The sequence below is a fragment of the Devosia aurantiaca genome (assembly GCF_011058215.1).
Classification (GTDB): domain Bacteria; phylum Pseudomonadota; class Alphaproteobacteria; order Rhizobiales; family Devosiaceae; genus Devosia; species Devosia aurantiaca.
Window position 1 is genome coordinate 141,350 of sequence record NZ_JAALFG010000003.1, and the last position, 17,210, is coordinate 158,559.

15 protein-coding genes and 5 pseudogenes are annotated in these 17,210 nt (G+C 62.2%); 10 read left to right on the forward strand and 10 right to left on the reverse strand.

Annotated elements, in window-relative coordinates; all coding sequences use genetic code 11:
• Position 1: 1 nt before the first annotated feature.
• The 3 genes and pseudogenes from G5575_RS13940 to G5575_RS13950 form a co-directional block, all read right to left on the reverse strand.
• Positions 2 to 1,126 carry a glycosyltransferase family 4 protein gene (locus G5575_RS13940; protein WP_235936028.1) on the reverse strand — a complete coding sequence of 375 codons (1,125 nt, stop codon included), beginning with the start codon at positions 1,124 to 1,126 and terminating at the stop codon, positions 2 to 4.
• Positions 1,123 to 2,163 (reverse strand): annotated as a pseudogene (locus G5575_RS13945) (NAD-dependent epimerase/dehydratase family protein); the annotation flags it as partial. The pseudogene G5575_RS13945 and the gene G5575_RS13940, both read right to left, overlap by 4 nt.
• A 5-nt stretch (positions 2,164 to 2,168) precedes the next feature.
• Positions 2,169 to 3,270, reverse strand: a pseudogene (locus G5575_RS13950) (NAD-dependent epimerase/dehydratase family protein).
• Between the two features lie 385 nt (positions 3,271 to 3,655).
• Between G5575_RS13950 and G5575_RS20580 the strand changes: the two are divergent.
• From G5575_RS20580 to G5575_RS13980, 7 genes and pseudogenes are all read left to right on the forward strand, one after another.
• Positions 3,656 to 4,266: pseudogene (locus G5575_RS20580) on the forward strand (nucleotide sugar dehydrogenase).
• Entirely contained in the window at positions 4,233 to 5,015 is a 783-nt protein-coding gene (locus tag G5575_RS20585; RefSeq protein WP_235936029.1) for a nucleotide sugar dehydrogenase, read from the forward strand. The pseudogene G5575_RS20580 and the gene G5575_RS20585 overlap by 34 nt, the downstream one beginning before the upstream one ends.
• A 21-nt stretch (positions 5,016 to 5,036) precedes the next feature.
• Positions 5,037 to 5,300: a hypothetical protein gene (locus tag G5575_RS13960; protein ID WP_164534862.1), complete on the forward strand. Its 264-nt coding sequence runs from the start codon at positions 5,037 to 5,039 to the stop codon at positions 5,298 to 5,300.
• A 10-nt stretch (positions 5,301 to 5,310) separates the two neighbouring features.
• Positions 5,311 to 6,285, forward strand: a complete 975-nt coding sequence (locus G5575_RS13965; protein ID WP_235936030.1) for an MDR/zinc-dependent alcohol dehydrogenase-like family protein — start codon at positions 5,311 to 5,313, stop codon at positions 6,283 to 6,285.
• Positions 6,282 to 7,277: a Gfo/Idh/MocA family protein gene (locus G5575_RS13970; RefSeq protein WP_164534863.1), complete on the forward strand. Its 996-nt coding sequence runs from the start codon at positions 6,282 to 6,284 to the stop codon at positions 7,275 to 7,277. Before G5575_RS13965 ends, G5575_RS13970 begins: the two co-directional genes overlap by 4 nt.
• Positions 7,267 to 8,337: a polysaccharide pyruvyl transferase family protein gene (locus tag G5575_RS13975; protein WP_164534864.1), complete on the forward strand. Its 1,071-nt coding sequence runs from the start codon at positions 7,267 to 7,269 to the stop codon at positions 8,335 to 8,337. Before G5575_RS13970 ends, G5575_RS13975 begins: the two co-directional genes overlap by 11 nt.
• A 34-nt stretch (positions 8,338 to 8,371) precedes the next feature.
• A pseudogene (locus tag G5575_RS13980) lies at positions 8,372 to 9,699 on the forward strand (Coenzyme F420 hydrogenase/dehydrogenase, beta subunit C-terminal domain).
• On the opposite strand, the pseudogene G5575_RS13985 reads toward G5575_RS13980, so the two are convergent.
• From G5575_RS13985 to G5575_RS14000, 4 genes and pseudogenes are all read right to left on the reverse strand, one after another.
• A pseudogene (locus G5575_RS13985) lies at positions 9,696 to 10,636 on the reverse strand (beta-xylosidase). The pseudogenes G5575_RS13980 and G5575_RS13985 overlap by 4 nt on opposite strands.
• Positions 10,633 to 11,391, reverse strand: coding sequence for a TIGR04290 family methyltransferase (locus tag G5575_RS13990; RefSeq protein ID WP_164534865.1), 759 nt, complete (start codon positions 11,389 to 11,391; stop codon positions 10,633 to 10,635). The pseudogene G5575_RS13985 and the gene G5575_RS13990 overlap by 4 nt, the downstream one beginning before the upstream one ends.
• A gap of 8 nt (positions 11,392 to 11,399) precedes the next feature.
• Positions 11,400 to 11,996, reverse strand: a complete 597-nt coding sequence (locus G5575_RS13995; RefSeq protein ID WP_164534866.1) for a histidine phosphatase family protein — start codon at positions 11,994 to 11,996, stop codon at positions 11,400 to 11,402.
• Positions 11,993 to 13,096 carry an inositol-3-phosphate synthase gene (locus tag G5575_RS14000; RefSeq protein WP_164534867.1) on the reverse strand — a complete coding sequence of 368 codons (1,104 nt, stop codon included), beginning with the start codon at positions 13,094 to 13,096 and terminating at the stop codon, positions 11,993 to 11,995. Before G5575_RS14000 ends, G5575_RS13995 begins: the two co-directional genes overlap by 4 nt.
• 85 nt (positions 13,097 to 13,181) lie before the next feature.
• Between G5575_RS14000 and G5575_RS14005 the strand changes: the two genes are divergently transcribed.
• From G5575_RS14005 to G5575_RS14015, 3 genes are all read left to right on the forward strand, one after another.
• On the forward strand, positions 13,182 to 14,111 hold the full coding sequence (locus G5575_RS14005; RefSeq protein ID WP_164534868.1) for a hypothetical protein: 930 nt from the start codon (positions 13,182 to 13,184) through the stop codon (positions 14,109 to 14,111).
• Positions 14,112 to 14,323: 212 nt separating this feature from the next.
• The gene (locus G5575_RS14010) at positions 14,324 to 14,857 is read left to right on the forward strand and encodes a hypothetical protein (RefSeq protein ID WP_164534869.1); all 534 of its coding nucleotides are present in this window, start codon (positions 14,324 to 14,326) and stop codon (positions 14,855 to 14,857) included.
• A gap of 87 nt (positions 14,858 to 14,944) precedes the next feature.
• Positions 14,945 to 15,718: a Crp/Fnr family transcriptional regulator gene (locus G5575_RS14015; protein WP_164534870.1), complete on the forward strand. Its 774-nt coding sequence runs from the start codon at positions 14,945 to 14,947 to the stop codon at positions 15,716 to 15,718.
• On the opposite strand, the gene G5575_RS14020 is transcribed toward G5575_RS14015, so the two are convergent.
• The 3 genes from G5575_RS14020 to G5575_RS14030 all read right to left on the reverse strand — a co-directional run bounded on the left by G5575_RS14020 (position 15,690) and on the right by G5575_RS14030 (position 17,143).
• Positions 15,690 to 16,193: a response regulator gene (locus tag G5575_RS14020; protein ID WP_164534871.1), complete on the reverse strand. Its 504-nt coding sequence runs from the start codon at positions 16,191 to 16,193 to the stop codon at positions 15,690 to 15,692. The two genes, G5575_RS14015 and G5575_RS14020, sit on opposite strands and share 29 nt — an antisense overlap.
• 81 nt (positions 16,194 to 16,274) lie before the next feature.
• Complete coding sequence (locus tag G5575_RS14025; RefSeq protein ID WP_164534872.1) at positions 16,275 to 16,838, reverse strand: DUF1003 domain-containing protein; 564 nt, start codon at positions 16,836 to 16,838, stop codon at positions 16,275 to 16,277.
• 65 nt (positions 16,839 to 16,903) lie between these two features.
• Positions 16,904 to 17,143: a hypothetical protein gene (locus tag G5575_RS14030; protein ID WP_164534873.1), complete on the reverse strand. Its 240-nt coding sequence runs from the start codon at positions 17,141 to 17,143 to the stop codon at positions 16,904 to 16,906.
• Between the last annotated feature and the right edge of the window lie 67 nt (positions 17,144 to 17,210).

Genomic DNA, 17,210 nt, shown 5'->3' on the forward strand with positions numbered 1-17,210 from the left:
ACTAGGCCCCCCGTTCATGGGCGGGCTGTAGCAGCCCATCGTATACGTCTTGCATCGCCGTCACTTGCGCATCGATCGAATACCGTGCTGACCGCGCCTTTGCCCGCTGTGCATAGTCGGCCCGCAAGTCATCATCATCCGCTAGCCGGTTGATCGCCGCTGCAAACCCCGCCGCATCATCCGGCGCCGCAAACAGCGCCGCCCCGTCCCAGAGCTCGCGATAGGTCGCAATATCGGCCAGCACCAGCGCCGCTCCGGCCCGGGCGGCCTCCAGGGGCGCCAGCCCAAACGGCTCATAGCGCGAGGGCGAAGCAAGGATTGCTGCTTGCGCCACCCTTCTGGCGAGCTCGTCATGCGGCACGTGTCCGAGCGCTTCAACGTTGTGCAGCGCCAGATGCTGCCCATTGGGTCCGTTCTGCGTTCCCGCCATCACCACCGGCCAGTTCGTCTCGGCGGCGGCAGCATCCAGCAAAGCGCCGTTCTTTCCGTCATCCCACCAGCGCCCAGCGGCAAAAACCACATGCTCCTTGGCTACCGGCTCGACCTCTAGGTTTGAGCCATTCAGCACCACCTCGAGCCCTTCGATCTCGCCGTAGCTCTGCCGCAGCATCTGCGCATGCGACTGGCTCGGCGCGATCACCGCATCCGCCGCCGTCATCCCATCGCGGTTGCGCCGGAACTGCCACTCCCAGTCCGGCGGTACTGGCGTGCCCCGAACTCCGGCAAACCAGGTCACCACGCAGGAATGCGACACAACCAGAACCGGCACGTCGAGCGTCAACCCCGCCGCTTGCGACGGCAGGTTGAGGTGCACAAGGTCGATGCCAGCGCTTTCAACGATCTCGCTCAGCAATTGCGGAATGCGGTCGAGCTGCGTCTCGTCATCGGTCGTCCAGTCGAGCGGCGCGTCCCGCCACAGCAATTGCCCGATCCGCTCCGCCTCGCTGCTTTGCGCGGGCGAGGGTTCGGGTCCGAAGCCTACAAAGGTGAAGCGATAGCCTACGCGCGACAGGCCTGCGGCGAGGTCCATGGCATAGCGCCACACACCGCCAACGGCATCGACGCTCATCAGGATGTGCCTGGCTGACTGTCCCGCCAGTGGAGCGACCAGGGAGGCAGCGTTCATGCCTGGACCTGTCGTGCCTGATCCCTCACCGCGCTTTCGCGTGCCATCAACCAATCGGCAAGATCTTGCAGCCCGTCATGCCAGTTGACACGTGCGCGCCAGCCGAGTTCAGCCTTGAGCCGGCTGGTTTCGGCAACGAAATAAAGCTGATCGCCCTCGCGCCAGGCCTCGTGCGAAACCTCGACCTTGCGCCCGACCAGCTTGCCGATCTCGGCCAGAACCATGTTGAGGCTGACCGCATTCTTTGGTCCCCCACCAAGGTTGAAGGCCCGTCCGCGAACTTTTGAGATGTTCGCCAACGCTGCCTTATACGCGGCCACCGCATCGCTCACATGCAGCACATCCCGCACCTGCTTGCCGTCGCCATATATGGTGACGCCTTCGCCGCGCAGCGCCCGGATCAAAAAGTGCGCCACCCAGCCCTGATCCTCGGTGCCGAACTGGCGTGGACCATAGATGCAACTCATGCGCAAGACGGCCGTCGGAATGTCATAGGAGCGCTGGTAGTCGAGCACGTATTGGTCGGCGACACCCTTGGAGCAGCCATAGGGCGTGCAGAAATCGAGCCGCCGGTCCTCGTTGATGCCGCGCGCGCGGATCAGCTCGTCAGCCGGCACGTGCTGCCCGTGCAGTTCGTAGAGCCGCAGGTCATCGAGCCCGCCATAGACCTTGTTTGTGCTCGAAAAGATCACCGGTGCCTTGCGGCCGGCCTTGCGCACTGCCTCGAGCACATTGATCGTGCCGCGCGCATTGACGTCGAAATCCTCGATCGGATCGACAAGGCTCGTCGTCACCGCCGTTTGCGCCGCAAAATGGAATACGGCGTCGGCCTTGGCCAGGACCGGCTCGATCGCACCAGGATCGCGGATATCAGCCACCACCACCTGCAACTGATCGCTGTATTGATCCTTGAGCCAATCAAGGTTTTGGCTGACGCCATTGCGGCTGAGATTGTCGAGGATGGTGACGCTCTCGCCGTCGCTCAGCAACGCATCGGCGAGGTTGCTCCCGATAAAACCGGCCCCGCCGGTAATAACAGTCGTCATGACACAAGGCCTCGTTCTTCCAACTGCCGCCGCATCTCGGCGCCACGGTCAACCGCTTGCGCCTCGCGCACCCATTCTGCCAACTCGTCCAGCGAGTCTTCGAGCCGGAATTGCGGTTCGAAGCCGAGCAGTTCGCGTGCTTTGGAAATATCGGCAAAGCAATTGCGGATATCGCCCGAGCGCGCCTTGTTCATGATTTCGGGTCCAAGCTCCGGCACGCCCATAGCGCGCGCCAGCATGTTGGCGATGTCGGCGATGGCATAGGCATTGCCGCTGCCCACGTTGATCACATGCCCGGCAGCCGATTTCTGCTCCAGCGCCAGCCGGAACGCCCGTGCCACGTCGCGCACATGGACGAAATCGCGCTTCTGCCGCCCGTCCTCGAAAATCATCGGCGACTGCCCGTTGATCAGCCGCGACGCAAAATTCGCCAACACACCTGTGTAAGGGTTCGATAACGCCTGGCCCGGGCCGAAAACGTTGACAGGAGCGCTACGGCATCGACGCCATAGGCTTCGCCAAAGATCAGCACCGACTTTTCCTGCGCATATTTGGTCAGCGCATAGATCGAGGCGAGGTCAACCGGCTTCTGCTCGTCGGTCGGGTAGGGGTCAGCGCCGATCCATCCTGCGCCACCGGATCCCAGCGGCTTGCCTTGATGTCGGCGCCGCGGCGCCGGATCGAGCCGGACGGGGTGCCATCCTGCGTCTGGTAGAGCCCCTCGCCATAAACGCTCATCGAGGACGCCACCACGATGCGTTTGATCGGCAGGTCGATCATCGCTTCCAGCAGCACCGCCGTGCCCAGATCATTGCCACCCACATAGCGCGCGATTTCGTACATCGACTGCCCGACACCGACTTCCGCCGCCAGGTGCACCACGCCGTCAATGCCCTTGAGCGCTTCCGTTACTGCCGCCTTGTCGCGCACATCGGCGCGGATCAGCTCCACACCATCCGGCGTCGCCGCAGCGGCGTCGCCATGCACCTGGTCGATCAGACTGTCGAGGATGCGCACGGAATAGCCCTGCGCCAGCAATTCCTCGGTCACATACCGTCCGATAAAGCCGCAGCCGCCGGTGATCAGTATCTGTTTCATGAGTGCCCCTGGAAGGTAAGTAGCTGCTCCGCCAACCATCCCTCCAAGGCCAGGTTCCAGCCACCCATTCATCCCAAGCTGGGCTCGGGAACCTCAAGTACGAACAAAGCCTTTGTTTCAGCCGCTGCACCGAAAAACTTTGGGGTCTAATGGAACTCTGCTCAACGCTGCTGGTGCGGCCAATTATTATCCCAGATTAACATTAGACGGACGGATAAGATCTTCGTAGTCGGTGTCTGCAAGCACCAAGCCCCCGACGCCTCGGGCAACAAAGAGCTGATAAGGCGCGGGTAGACCTCGTCTCGCTAGAGGTTCAAAATCAAAACCAGGAACAAAGCTCACGATTGCTCGATTGCAGCACACGCTGATCGAAAGGGCGGAACTGATGAAGATTGTTGTGTTGGGTGCAGGTTACGTTGGCCTCACCACCAGCGCCTGCCTTGCCGAACTGGGTCACGACCTCGTCTGCTGCGATATCGATGACGCCCGCGTCGAGGCCATAAACCGCGCTCAGATTCCAATTTTCGAGCCCGGTCTTTCTGAACTCGTCGGCAAGCAGGTCGCGGCCGGTCGCCTTAGGTTCTCGACCGATGCGCAAACCTACGCCGGCCGCGCCGATGCCGTGTTCCTCGCCGTCGGCACCCCTCCGACGACCATGGCAATATCGACCTGACCTATGTAGAAGCCGCAGTGTCCGGCATCGGTCCAAGCCTTCGTCCCGACACCCTCCTCGTCGTCAAGTCCACCGTGATCCCTGGCACCGCAGCCCAGCTCAAGCAACTCGTCGATGCCGTGCGTAGCGACACAGCCATCGCGGTTGCATCAAATCCCGAATTTTTGCGCGAAGGCTCCGCCATCTGCGACTTCACCGAAGCCGATCGCATCGTTATCGGCGCGGACGACGCCCGTTCCGAAGCCGTGCTGCGGGAAATCTACCGCCCCTCACCAGCCGCGGCATCCCCATGGTCGCAGGCAAAACCGTCAATGCCGAACTGATCAAATATGCCGCCAACGCCCTCCTTGCCCTCAAGATCGGCTTCATCAACGACATCGCCAATCTCTGCGAAGCCGTTGGCGGCGACGTCACTGCCGTGGCTGACGGCATCGGCCGCGACCGTCGCATCGGCCCCGCTTTCCTTGCCGCCGGCCCCGGCTTCGGCGGCTCTTGCTTCCCCAAGGACACCCGCGCCCTCGCCAGCATCGGCCGAAGCCACGGCGCGCCGCAGCCCCTGGTTGAGGCCTTGATCGATGGCAACGACCGGCGCAAGGCCGAGCTCGCCCAGCGCATCATCGCTGCCGCGCCGTCCAACGGCCGGGTCGCCATCCTCGGCACCAGCTTTAAGGCCAACACCGACGATGTCCGCGAAGCCGCGTCTCTCGTGATCATCCCGCTGCTGCAGCAGGCCGGTCTCGACGTCCACGCCCACGATCCGCAGCCCGAAGCCGGCAAACGTCAGCTGGCGGGCGTCACATGGCACGACGATCTGCTCGCCGCTTGCCGGGATGCCGACGTCACCGTCATCCTCACCGAATGGGATGAGTACCGCGCTCTTAACCTGAAGCAGCTGGCCGAAACCATGCATGGCCTTCACCTGTTCGATTTCCGCAACGTCCTCTCGGGCGAGCAGGCAGCGCGCGCCGGCCTTCACTACCACGCCATCGGCCGTCCCGATGTCTTGCCGAAGGCCAAGGCGCGCGGGCAGGGCACCGTCACCAGCCTCGCCGTTGCCGCGTCTCCCGCCTGAGCAAACCTCAAGGAGCCCTTCATGAGCAGTTCAAGCACGACCACCGATCATGACGAAATCCGCGAATGGGCCGAGGCCCGCGATGGCCATCCGGCCAAGGTCGATACCGGCGGCGAAGGCGGCATCCTGCGCATCGATTTCGGCAAGCCCGAGGACAATCTCGAAGCCATCGAATGGGACGAGTTCTTCGACATCTTCGACGAGAACAACCTGGCCTTCCTCTACCAGGACAGGACCGCCGACGGCGGCGAAAGCCGCTTTAATAAATTCGTGAACCGTGACTGAGACTTCATCCATGATCACCGACCAGCAGATGCAGGCCGCCATTGTTACTGGCCCCGGCACCATGCACGTGGAAAGCTTGCCTCTCCCCGAGCCCGGACCCGGCCAGGTCCGCATCAAGCTCGAGGGCTGCGGTGTCTGCGCCTCTAACCTCACGCCCTGGGCAGGGCCGGAATGGATGAAGTTTCCGACCGAGCCTGGCGGCCTCGGCCATGAAGGCTGGGGCTTTGTCGACGCCGTCGGCTCCGATGTTGGTGATCTTAAGGTCGGTGACCGTGTCGCCGCGCTCTCCTACCATAGCTACGCCACCCACGACATTGCCGATGCCAGCGCCGTGGTGAAGCTGCCGCCCGAGCTTGCCGGCGTGCCGTTTCCCGGTGAACCGCTCGGCTGCGCCATGAACATCTTTAAGCGCGCCCAGATTTCTGCCGGCCAGACCGTCGCCATCGTCGGCATTGGCTTTCTTGGCGCGCTCCTTACCCAGCTCGCCGTCGCTGCCGGCGCCCGCGTCATCGCCATCGGCCGTCGCCCCTTCACGCTCGATCTCGCGACCGAAATGGGCGCCGCCGAAACCATCGTCATGGATGACCACTGGAAGATCATCGAACAGGTCAAGCAACTGACAAGTGGCCAGTTCTGCGATGTCGTCATCGAAGCGGTGGGAAAACAGTGGCCGCTTGATCTTGCGGCCGAGCTCACCAAGGAACGCGGCCGGCTTGTCATCGCCGGCTACCACCAGGACGGCCCCCGGCAGGTCAACATGCAGATGTGGAACTGGCGCGGCCTCGACGTCATCAACGCTCACGAGCGCGATCCCGCAATCTACATCCAGGGCATCCGGGATGCCGTCGATGCCGTTGTCGCCGGCCGCCTCGACCCGCAAAAACTCTACACCGACCGTTTCGACCTCGCCCAGCTCGACAAGGCGCTCGATGCCACGCGCGACCGCCCCGACGGCTTCCTCAAGGCGCTGGTGATGTATCCATGACGGCTGCCGAGAAGTTGCGGATCGGTTTTCTTGGAACCGGCCGCATCGGCACCATGCGCATGCAGTCGCTGCTCGACAGCGGCCTCATCGGAGCTGCCGCCATCGCCGATCCCAGCCCGCAAATGCTCGACGCCGCGCGCGAACTCGCTCCAGGAGCCAAGGTCGTGGATGGCCTAGAGGGCCTGCTGGCCGAAAACCTCGACGGGGTCGTCATTGCCACCCCAAGCGCTCTTCATGCAGCGCAATCCATCCAGGCGCTCGAAGCCGGCACTGCTGTCTTCTGCCAGAAACCCTTGGGCCGCACTGAAGCCGAAGTTGCCGCCGTCGTGGAAGCCAGCCGCCGCGCCGACCGGCTCCTGGGCGTCGATCTCTCCTATCGCCATACAGCGGGCATGGTCGCCATCCGCGACCTGCTCCGCCGAGGGAGCCTCGGCAAGGTCTTCGGCATCGATCTTGTGTTCCACAACGCTTATGGCCCGGATAAGCCCTGGTTCTTCGACAAGGCTTTGTCGGGCGGTGGGTGCGTCATGGACCTCGGCGTCCACCTCGTCGACCTCGCGCTCTGGGGCCTCGATTTTCCCAAGATCGTCTCCGCAACCGGCAACCTCTTCAGCAAGGGCCAGCCGATCGGCCCGCATAACGACGTGGTCGAGGATTATGCCAGCGCCACGCTGACACTTGGCGGCGGGACCGTGCTCCGCTTGGCCTGTTCGTGGCACCTCAATGTCGGTCGCGACGCCATCATCGAAGCCGACTTTTACGGCACGCTAGGCGGCGCGAGCCTTAAGAACCAGAATGGCTCTTTCTTCGATTTCGGCGCCTGGCATCACACCGGCACGTCGAGCCAGGTGCTCGCCGAGCCGGAGCGCGACTGGCCGGGCGGCGCCATAATCGACTGGGCTGGAAAGCTCTCATCCGGTGCACGCTTCGATCCCGAAGCCGAGCACTTCACCGCGGTCTCCGCCGCGCTCGACCAGATCTATGGACGCTAGCCGTTCCGCGCCGATTGGCGTCCTGACCTTTCATCGTTGCATCAACTATGGCTCCTACTGGCAGGCGCGCTGCCTCGTCGAAGGCCTTATCGCCCGCGGTCACAATGCAGTGCTGCTCGACTATCAGTCATCGCGCATCGACCGTGCCGAATGGCGCGTCGCCCTCCGGCCCGCACAGGGTTTTTGGGGCGAGCGCGAGGACCGCAAGCTTTATGCGGAAAAAACGCGAAAGTTCTTCGCCGCCTTCGAGACCCTGCCGCTGTCGCGATCATTTCCCTTGGACGAACCGGAAAGAGCCGGATCCTTCGATCTGGTCGTGGTCGGCAGCGACGAAGTCTTCAACCTCCGCCACCCCTGGTTTGGCGGTGAGACGCTTTTCTATGGCGAAGGCCTACGCGCCAAGCGCCGCGCCTCCTATGCGGCCAGCTTCGGCAACCAGTCCTACGAGCTCGATCATCCCTGGGTCGAGCGCCTGCGCAACTTCGACGACGTGGCCGTGCGTGACGCCAATTCCGCTGGCATCGTCAGCAAGGCACTTGGGCTCGAGCCAGTGATGGTGCTCGATCCGGTACTGCAATTTCCCGAGATCATCGAGCCGGCACCGGTGCACGAGCGTCCGCCCTATATCGCCCTTTACGGCCACGGCATGCCCGACTGGTTTGCGCAGAAAGTCCGCGCCTTCGCCGATCGCATCGGGCGCCAGATCGTCAGCATTGGCTATCGTAACTGGTGGGCCGACGAGAGCTGGATCGACGCAGGTCCCGCCGAATTTGCCGGCTTCATCGCCAGGGCCGATGCCGTCGTGACCAACTTCTTTCACGGCTGCGTCTTCGCCATGGTCAACAACAAACCCTTCGGTACCGCACCGTCCGACTATCGTTCCAACAAGGTCCGCGACCTCGTCAACGCCTTGGATGCGCAGCTTCATCTTGTCACCGAAGCAAACGCCGACGCAGACTACGATCGCCTGCTCGGCACACCGCTGAACCCGATGATCGGTGCCCGCATCGCTACCCTGCGCCAAAGCTCGGAAAGCTATCTCGATGGCATCCTCGCCTGAGGCGCTGAGCCCCCAAGAGATCGTCAAGGGCGGTATGTGCATCGGCTGCGGCAGCTGTGTTGCGGCGCTGCAGCCTGACCGCGCTGACATGACCTTCGACCGCTACGGGCAGTACAAGCCGCAAGGCGCCTTTACGGAAGAAAGCAGCACCCGTTTCGCCCAGCTCTGTCCATTCTCCCCCAATGCGCGCAACGAAGACCACCTCAGCGCCGAACGCTTCCCCGCCGCGCCAAACCGCGACGCCCGCCTAGGCCGCTTCGAAGCCGCCTATGTTGGCGCTGTGGCCGAACCCGATTTCCGCAGCAATGGCAGTTCCGGCGGCATGGTCAGCTGGGTCGCCGCCGAACTCTTGCGCCGCGGCCTCGTCGATGGCGTCGCTCACGTTAAACCCTCAGGGGAGGGGGCTTTTTCCGCTACAGCATCTCCCGTACCCTCGATAAACTCCACGCCGGCGCCAAGTCGCGCTACTATCCGGTCGAGCTCTCCGAAGTGCTGGACCAGATCCGCGCCACACCCGGCCGTTACGCTGTCGTCGGCGTCCCCTGCTTCATCAAGGCCGTACACCTCCTGCGCGCGCAGGACGAGCTCTTCCGCACCCGCATCGCCTTCACCCTCGGTCTTTTCTGCGGCCACATGAAAAGTGCGCGCCTCGTGGAAAGCTTCGCCTGGCAGACCGACACCGCGATCGACGCCGTCGCCCGCGCCGAATATCGCCTCAAGGGACCCGAACGTCCCGCCAACTGGTACACCGCCCAGCTGACGCTCAAAGACGGCGAGGTCCGACAAAAGGACTGGTTCTACCTCGCCGATGGCGACTGGGGCGCCGGATTCTTCCAGAACTCGGCCTGCAATTGGTGCGACGACGTCCTCGCCGAAACCGCCGACATTTCTTTCGGCGACGCCTGGGTCGAACCCTATTCCTCCGATTGGCGCGGCACCAATGTCGCCGTCGTCCGCTCGCCGCTCATGCTAAAGCTGATCGACGCAGGCATCGCCCAAGGCCGTCTCGAACTCAAACCGGTGGACGCCGACTATATAGCCGACACCCAGGCCGCTGGTTTGCGCCAACGCCGCGAGGGCCTCGCCTATCGCCTCGCCTGGCACAAACGCGGTCTGCGCCCCCGCAAGCGCGTCTCCCCCAGCACCGACCTGCCATTCCCCCGCAAGCTGATCTATCGCCTGCGCTACGGCATTAGCGCCTGGAGCCACCGCTTGTTCTGGCTCTCCCGCTGCGTCAAACAGCCCCAGCTCTATCTCGGCTGGGCACGCGCCTCGCTCCAGCTATACCAAGGCTTAAGCTACGGCCGCGGTCGGCCGGGAGTCCTCGCCCGAAAGCTAGGGCTCACCAAGCGCAACGACTAGAGCGCCAGCACAGGTGACCCGTCCGGCGCCGCAGCATATGCCTGCACCTGTCGCGGCGCATACCGCTCGATCATCTGCGCACAAAACGCCGCAAATTCTTCCGGCACTTGCGGCGGACTGGTGTGGTGCGGCGCGACGCCCCGATGCTCCGGCGTAAAGCAGAACGTCACCGTGACCTTGAAGTCTTCCAGCGCTTCCATCTGCCGATCGAACCAGGCCAAAGCATCGGGCCTAAAGCTGTCGGCCCAGGAAAGTCCCGTGCGCAGATGCGTCACACCCAGCTGCTTCATCAGCCTGACGGCATCGTCGAGGCGCGGATCGAGGTAATGGAACCACTGCACTAGGCCCATTTCCGGCGTGTGCTTGGCAAACTCCTCGAGCGACGGTTTTGGCGTTCCGTCTTCTCGCACCAGGCCCATATAGAAGTGCCGGTAATACGACGAACCCTCCGCCTCGCGATGCCGGGTTGTCGCGCCCCATTCCTGCGGCAGGTCGAAGAGGCTGTACCACTGGATCCGCTCGGCATTGCCCTTGAGCAGTTCGGCGGTTCGCTGCAGTCCCCAGACCTGCACCTCTTCCGCCCCGAATGTAGAAATTCCCACCTCGCTGACCCATACCGGCAAGTCGGTCACCACCCGGATCTCATCGAGCTTTTGGGCCACTCATGGATAGACCAGAGGTTCCAGTCGAGAGGAAAGCCATGCACGGCAACGGCATTAACCCGGTCCAGCACGCCATAGCGCTTCATGCGGTTCATGAAGGACGGATCGATCGGCGAAATACCGCCAAGCACCCGGATCACCTGCGCATTGGCCTCGGCAATCGCATCTGCGGCAAGGTTGACCATCTGGCCGAACCGCACCCATTCCGGGTCGATTTCAGGATCCCAATGGGACTTGTTGTTGGGCTCGTTCCAGATCATAGCCGCTTCGATCATGCGGTGGCTCCCTTGGCTGGGTAGATAGGCTTGGCATCGTCCGACTGCGTCACGGCGCGGCAGATATAGACCTCGGCTTCCGGATGCGCGGTGATCTCGAAGCCCGCACTGCGCAACAGCGCCTCGGCCGCCGCCGCATTGGGCACGAACCAGTTGGTCGGATCGTTCGAGTAGCGCTTCTCGATGAAGTGCAGTTTGGGAAACGCCGGATCGTCGAACAGCGCCGTTTCGGTAAAGGGATAATCCTCGGCAAGCTGCGGCACCTCCGTGCTGCCGCGTTGCATGGACTGGAACACCAGAATGTCCTTGGCGACATGCTCGCGGATCAGGTCCAGCGCCAGAAGCGGATGGCGGAGGTGATAGAGGACGCCCATGAAGATCACGACATCGAACTTTTCGCCCAGCGCCCCCACGTCATAGACCGAGAGCTTGCGGAATTCGATCTCGACCCCCGCGACTTCCGCCGCAAACCGCGCCTGCGCCAGGTAGCGATCGTCGAAATCGACGCCAACCACCCGCTCGGCACCGCGCTTTTTCATCTCGATCGAGTAAAACCCTGCATTGCAGCCGATATCGAGCACCGTCTTGCCCGTAAGGTCCGCCGGAATGGCATCGGCAAACTTGCGATATTTCCGGTTCGGATAGTCGCCCAGAAAATGGTTAGGCGCCGTCCTGATGCCGCCGATCTCGATATTGTGGAACCAGGGTCCGAGTTCCTCGACCCGCTTGGCGATCTCGTCTGTCGAAAGGACCATGGGGCCTCCTATGGGGTGACTTCGTTAAGCGTGATGAGCTTGCCGCCCCAGTTGCCCACCACGATCGTGGTGATCGAAGCCGGGCTGATCTCGAAGCGCTGCCAGCTGTCGATCGGCAGGCCGAGCACATGGCCGACAATGGCCTTGATCACATCGGCATGGCTGACCAGCGCGATGCGGCGGTCCGCACCAGAAATAATTGGCCGGAGAAAACCCAGGGCTCGCTGCTGCACATCGAGCATGGTTTCGCCCGCCGGCGTCTGGCTGAGGCTGCGCACACTGTTCCACTGCTGCCAGTCCTCACGCGCGTTGAGTACCTCGAAGGTCGATCCCGACCAGTCGCCGAAATCGATCTCGTCCAGCGCCTCCGCCGTTTCGACCGCCATGCCACCACGCGCCTCTGCCACCGCCCGTGCTGTCTGCTGCGTGCGCTCTCGCGGGCTGGCGTAAAGCGCGTCAAAGCTCTCGCGCTTCATGGTCTGCCCTAGCCGCTTCGCCTGCGCCAGGCCATCGGGCCCGAGGTTGATCCCCGGCGTGCGGCCCGCAAGAAACCCGCCGACATTGTCATGCGCCGCGTGTCGCAACAGAAAGATTGTTGCCGTCACTCGGCTGCCCCGAGCATCGGCGTCTCGGTGCCCGCAATGAAATCATCGGTCCGCTGCTTGGCCTCGGCATCGGTAAACTGGCGCGGCGGCGACTTCATGAAATAGCTCGATGGCCCGATCAGCGCGCCGCCGATGCCACGATCGAGCGCCAGCTTGGCGCAGCGCACCGCGTCGATCACCACGCCCGCCGAATTGGGCGAGTCCCACACTTCGAGCTTGAGTTCGGCATTAAGCGGCACGCCACCAAAGGTCGTGCCCTCGAGCCGGATATAGGCCCATTTCCGATCCGTCAGCCACGGCACATGGTCGCTCGGGCCAACATGAACGTCGTTAGCCGCAAGCGGTACGTCGATCTGGCTCGTCACCGCCTGCGTCTTGCTGATCTTTTTGGACTGCAGACGCTCGCGTTCGAGCATGTTGAGGAAGTCGGTATTGCCGCCAAAATTGAGCTGATAGGTCCGGTCCACCCGCACGCCACGCTCGCGGAACAGGTTGGCCAGCATGCGGTGGATAATGGTTGCGCCCACCTGGCTCTTGATGTCGTCCCCGATGATCGGCAGTCCTGCCTCGGCAAAACGCTGCTCCCACTCGGGCTTGGATGCGATGAAAGCGGGAATACAATTGACGAAGCCGCAACCTGCCTTGATCGCCTGCTCGGCATAAAATTTTGTGGCCTCTTCGGAACCCACTGGCAGGTAGGACACCAGAACGTCGACGCCAGCCTTGCGCAAGTAGTCGGCCACGTCGACGGGCGGCAGCTCGGATTCGTCGACCGCGTCCTCGAGATATTTGCCGATGCCATCAAGCGTTTGCCCGCGCTGCACGGTGACGCCGGTGGGCGCCACATCGGCAAAGCGCTGCGTGTTGTTCGGCTCGGAGTAGATGGCTTCGGCGACGTCCTTGCCGACCTTTTTGCTATCCACGTCGAAGGCGGCGGCAACCTCGATATCGGCAATATGATAGCCGCCGAGATTAACATGCATCAAACCCGGCACCGGCTCGTTGCCATCCGCATCCCGATAATAGGTGAGGCCCTGGACCAGCGAAGATGCGCAGTTTCCAACGCCGACTATGCCGATGCGCACCTTTTGTGCCGTCATGTAGATGCTCCCGAACTCCTGATCTATGAAGCCAACGGCACCTCCCAAGCTTTGTTCCTGCCGGAAACGGGGGCAACTTTAATCCATGCTGGTTTTTGGGGATCTGGAGCAAAGCGAGACTGCCGGAGCGGTAGCGGGACGGGTCTCGGCCCGTCTCGCGAGATGTCGAAGGCTGCCACCGGGCCTGGAGCGTCACGCTGACCTCGTATCCGTCTTCATTGACGCCAGCACGCTCGTTCAAGCCATTGCCGACCGGGAGCGGGAGCAGCTTGGTGTCGATGAACTGAGTTCGGCTCAAGAGGCGGGAGCCGGCTTGTTGTTGTCGCTGGCAGAGGCGATTGCGGCGTCATGGAACAGCAATTTCGCCGAGTTCCCTGCCGTCGACGAAAGTGGGCTCGGGGAGCTGTCCTTGCCCGAGCAAATCCGCACCAAGCTGCCTGAAGGCTATGCCTTCTATGCCCTTTATCCCGAAAGCTACCTCGATGCCGCGCGCCGATCCGGCCTCGGACCGGACACCACCGTTATCGGCATTCGCAGCATCGGCATCGGCCTTGCGGCGATGGTTGCCGCCGCTCTTGGCGCAGCGCCCGCCATCAGCGTTCGCCCGGTCGGGCACCCATTTGATCGGCGCATCGACATAGGGCAGGGCCCCCGCGCCCGCATCCTGTCCAGCGCCGGAGCCATCGCCATCGTCGACGAAGGCCCAGGCCTCTCGGGCAGCTCGCTCAACGGCGTGGCTGATTGGCTTGTCGAAAACGGCATCAGCGAGGACCGCATCCACTTCTTCCCCAGCCACGCTGGCGATCTTGGACCCGAGGCACAACCTGCCCACAGGGCACGCTGGGCGAAGGCCCGCAAACACGTGGTCGAGTTCGATCAGCTGCTGCTTCAATCGGACCTCCTTGAGCATTGGATCACCCATACTATGGGTCCGCTGACCGCCCGCTGCGCGACCTCTCCGGCGGCGCTTGGCGGTCGCTCACCAGGTCATCGCCGCCTGCCGATCCAGCCATAGAAAAACGCAAGTTTCTGGTCGAAGCCGAAAGCGGCAAGTACCTCGCCAAGTTCGTCGGCCTTGGCGACAGCGGCGAGCATAAGCGCCTCCTTGCGCAAAAACTGACCGAGTCTGGCTTCGCACCAGCCCCCGCTAGCCTTTGCCACGGCTTCCTTTTGACGGATTGGGTTGAGTCCGTGCCAACGCCGAACTCTGGGCCTCCGACAGAGCGCGTGCTCGACTATCTCGCGCTCCGCACCACTCTGCCACCCACGGGGGCAGGCGCCAGCCTTGGTGAACTCTTCGGCATGGCACAATACAATATCGGCGAAATCCTTGGCCAAGATTGGGGCGAGACCGCAAAGCTGGCCCTTGGCGACCCCAGCCGTTTTGCTGCGCAGCCCTGCTGCACAGACAACCGCATGCATGCTTGTGAATGGCTGCATGGACCAGAAGGCTGGATCAAGCTCGACGGTCTCGACCACCACGCGGCGCATGACCTTATCGGCTGCCAGGACATTGCTTGGGACCTCGCCGGTGCAGCGGTCGAACTCGATCTCCCGGTCAACGATCTTGGCCCAGTACTCTATGCCCTTTTGGGTCGCGACGACGACCCCAGCTTCATTGCGGCCATGCAACTTTGCTATCTCGGCTTTCAGATCGGCCTCTGGACCATGGCAGCGGACCGCAATGGCCAAGATGAGCAATCCTGCATCCAGCGCCAGATTGATCGCTACACGCGCCGTGTCCGGGCTTTGTTAACTTGAGAAGGCGGAATCGGAAATTTTGCTAATCCATGTTAGCCGCGAAAGGCAGCACTTCCGGTACTATTCGGCATTCGACAGGGTGGGATCATGACCACGCACGGTTTGCTGAAAGAGAATAATCGCGGCTCTTCGGATCGTCCGCACAACACTTACACCTTTGTCGTGACGCGCCGTTTTCTGCAACTGCTCCCCGGCCGTGACCACGAAGCGGCAGCCCTCGCGGCCCTGATCGAAGGCCCATTCCAGCTTCCAAGCCATAGCGACATTCACACCGACGGCCGGCCGGCGAGCGAAGCGGTCGTCCTGCTGGAGGGGCTGGCCTGCCAATACCGGCTGCTCGACAGTGCCCGGCGGCAGATGGTGGGTTTCATCACACCTGGCGATTTTTGCGATTTCGGCTTTCTGTCCAATAGCCCAGTTCGCCAGCGCGTCATGACCCTTGGTCCGGCCACCATCGGTCGCATCGATCTGGCGCAACTGGGCAGCCTCTCTAATAGCCTGCCCAATATTATCCTTGCGGGCATGAGGGCCGCTTCCATCCAGCATGCCGCTGCCCAGGAGCTGATCGTCAGCCTTGGAACGCGCGATGCGCAACAGCGCCTCGCCCATCTCCTTTGCGAAATCTATACGCGGCTGAGCGATGTCGGATGTGTCGAGGCCGATGGCAAGTTCGATTTCGCCCTGACGCAGTCCGAACTGGGCGAGGCCTTAGGCCTCTCCAATGTTCACGTCAATCGGACCATTCAGCAATTGCGCAAGCAGAACCTGATCGCCATGTCGCGCAGCAAGGTGACCATGCTCAACTTTGCCGGCCTCGCCAAGATCGCCAGCTTCAGCCCGGCCTACCTTCGCGTGCACTAGCGCTCATCGTTCGCGCCAGAGCCCGCGCAAAAATCTCCTCCGGTTGCTCCAGCGGCGTTCCCTTGCCCGGCGTTTGGGAAGCTGGCACCGGTCGCGCCACCGGCCTTTGTGTGATCGAAATAATCTCTGCCAGAAGCGTTTTCCGGTTCAGCGGCTTTTCGAAAACGCTGGCCATCTGGAAGCGCTTGGGCATATCCGCGCGCGCAAATCCCGTCGCGAAGACAATCGGCACGCCGCGCCCGACCAGCATGTCCGCAACTTCGTAAACTGTAGCCCCATGCAGTCGAACGTCGAGCACCGCAGCGTCGAGCTTGCGATTACCGATCAGCTGCATGGCATAGAATGGTGTAGGCGCCGGACCGAGCACGGTTGCACCTTTTTCACGCAGCTCCCGGCAGATGTCGCTCGCCAGAAGATAGTCGTCCTCGACGACCACGATCCGCTTGCCGCTAAGCTCTGTGCTGCTATCCGCCATCGTCACCTCGCCCTGGCAGACTACAGCAGGGAGGAAACGACGCCTTATCGCAGGTTAAAGCATTTGAATTTAGTCTTGGCGTCAGCTGGCCTCGCCAGTTTCGCTCTCCAGCCGGTCTAAAACTGCCTCTGGCGCGACATCGCGCTTCATCTCCGCGACCTCTCGCTCCTGCATTACCTCGATCCCAAGATGTTGGGAAATCGCGTCGACCATGGCAATCAGGCGCGTCGTTTCATGTTCATTGAGGAGATTGATCTGCAGGTCGAGATCGGATCGCGCGTCGTCCTCTGCAGCCATCCGGTTCTGGTTGATGAGCACGAAGGTGGAGAGGAAAATTGCCTCCACTGAAGCGATCATAGCAAGGACCACTAGGGAGGAATCCCATGCCGGAATAAGCGGGACGAGCCCGGTATTAATCAAAATCCATCCGCCAAACAGCACCAGATGGATATAAATGAACACCATGCTGCCGGCGAATTTGCTGATCGCGGCCGCGGCTTTCTCTTCAGCCGAAGCCGCCTTGGCCTTCGACTGGCGTCGCTCGAGGATCGCCTCGATATTGCGCGTCAGCACAGGGCTGAGTTCATCCTTGGAAGGGACCGTCGGACTGCTTGTGCCGGTATTGGTTCCGATTGGCTGGGACATCTTGCCCTCTCTTTCGGACAAGCCAACGCCCCATGATCGATTTAGTGCTCTGCCTTCCGGCGCCGCTAACTCAGCCGCGCCACTGAAGGCGTTGTCAGCAAATATTCGGCGACCGACAGCGCCACCCCGACCTCGCCCTTGGGCATGCCGATACATTGATCGTCAGCATCCGTCGTAGCAAAGTAACGCCAGTTACGATGCTGCAAATGATTGGGAATCATTGCTTCGGGCCCGGTCGGCAGCACCAGCATCTGTGTCCGCTCACCCTCGTGCTCGATCTCTGAGATAAAGACGTTCACCTGCATGACGCACCTCCAATGATGCTCGATTACAGCACAAGATGCAGCGCAATGCTCTAAACTAAAGCAAGGC

Excerpts from the sequence above, each read along its gene's own strand:
- G5575_RS13940 (WP_235936028.1), bottom strand. The coding sequence starts at position 1,126 with ATGAACGCTGCCTCCCTGGTCGCTCCACTGGCGGGACAGTCAGCCAGG.
- G5575_RS20585 (WP_235936029.1), top strand. The coding sequence starts at position 4,233 with ATGGTCGCAGGCAAAACCGTCAATGCCGAACTGATCAAATATGCCGCC.
- G5575_RS13960 (WP_164534862.1), top strand. The coding sequence starts at position 5,037 with ATGAGCAGTTCAAGCACGACCACCGATCATGACGAAATCCGCGAATGG.
- G5575_RS13965 (WP_235936030.1), top strand. The coding sequence starts at position 5,311 with ATGATCACCGACCAGCAGATGCAGGCCGCCATTGTTACTGGCCCCGGC.
- G5575_RS13970 (WP_164534863.1), top strand. The coding sequence starts at position 6,282 with ATGACGGCTGCCGAGAAGTTGCGGATCGGTTTTCTTGGAACCGGCCGC.
- G5575_RS13975 (WP_164534864.1), top strand. The coding sequence starts at position 7,267 with ATGGACGCTAGCCGTTCCGCGCCGATTGGCGTCCTGACCTTTCATCGT.
- G5575_RS13990 (WP_164534865.1), bottom strand. The coding sequence starts at position 11,391 with ATGGTCCTTTCGACAGACGAGATCGCCAAGCGGGTCGAGGAACTCGGA.
- G5575_RS14000 (WP_164534867.1), bottom strand. The coding sequence starts at position 13,096 with ATGACGGCACAAAAGGTGCGCATCGGCATAGTCGGCGTTGGAAACTGC.
- G5575_RS14005 (WP_164534868.1), top strand. The coding sequence starts at position 13,182 with ATGCTGGTTTTTGGGGATCTGGAGCAAAGCGAGACTGCCGGAGCGGTA.
- G5575_RS14015 (WP_164534870.1), top strand. The coding sequence starts at position 14,945 with ATGACCACGCACGGTTTGCTGAAAGAGAATAATCGCGGCTCTTCGGAT.
- G5575_RS14020 (WP_164534871.1), bottom strand. The coding sequence starts at position 16,193 with ATGGCGGATAGCAGCACAGAGCTTAGCGGCAAGCGGATCGTGGTCGTC.
- G5575_RS14025 (WP_164534872.1), bottom strand. The coding sequence starts at position 16,838 with ATGTCCCAGCCAATCGGAACCAATACCGGCACAAGCAGTCCGACGGTC.
- G5575_RS14030 (WP_164534873.1), bottom strand. The coding sequence starts at position 17,143 with ATGCAGGTGAACGTCTTTATCTCAGAGATCGAGCACGAGGGTGAGCGG.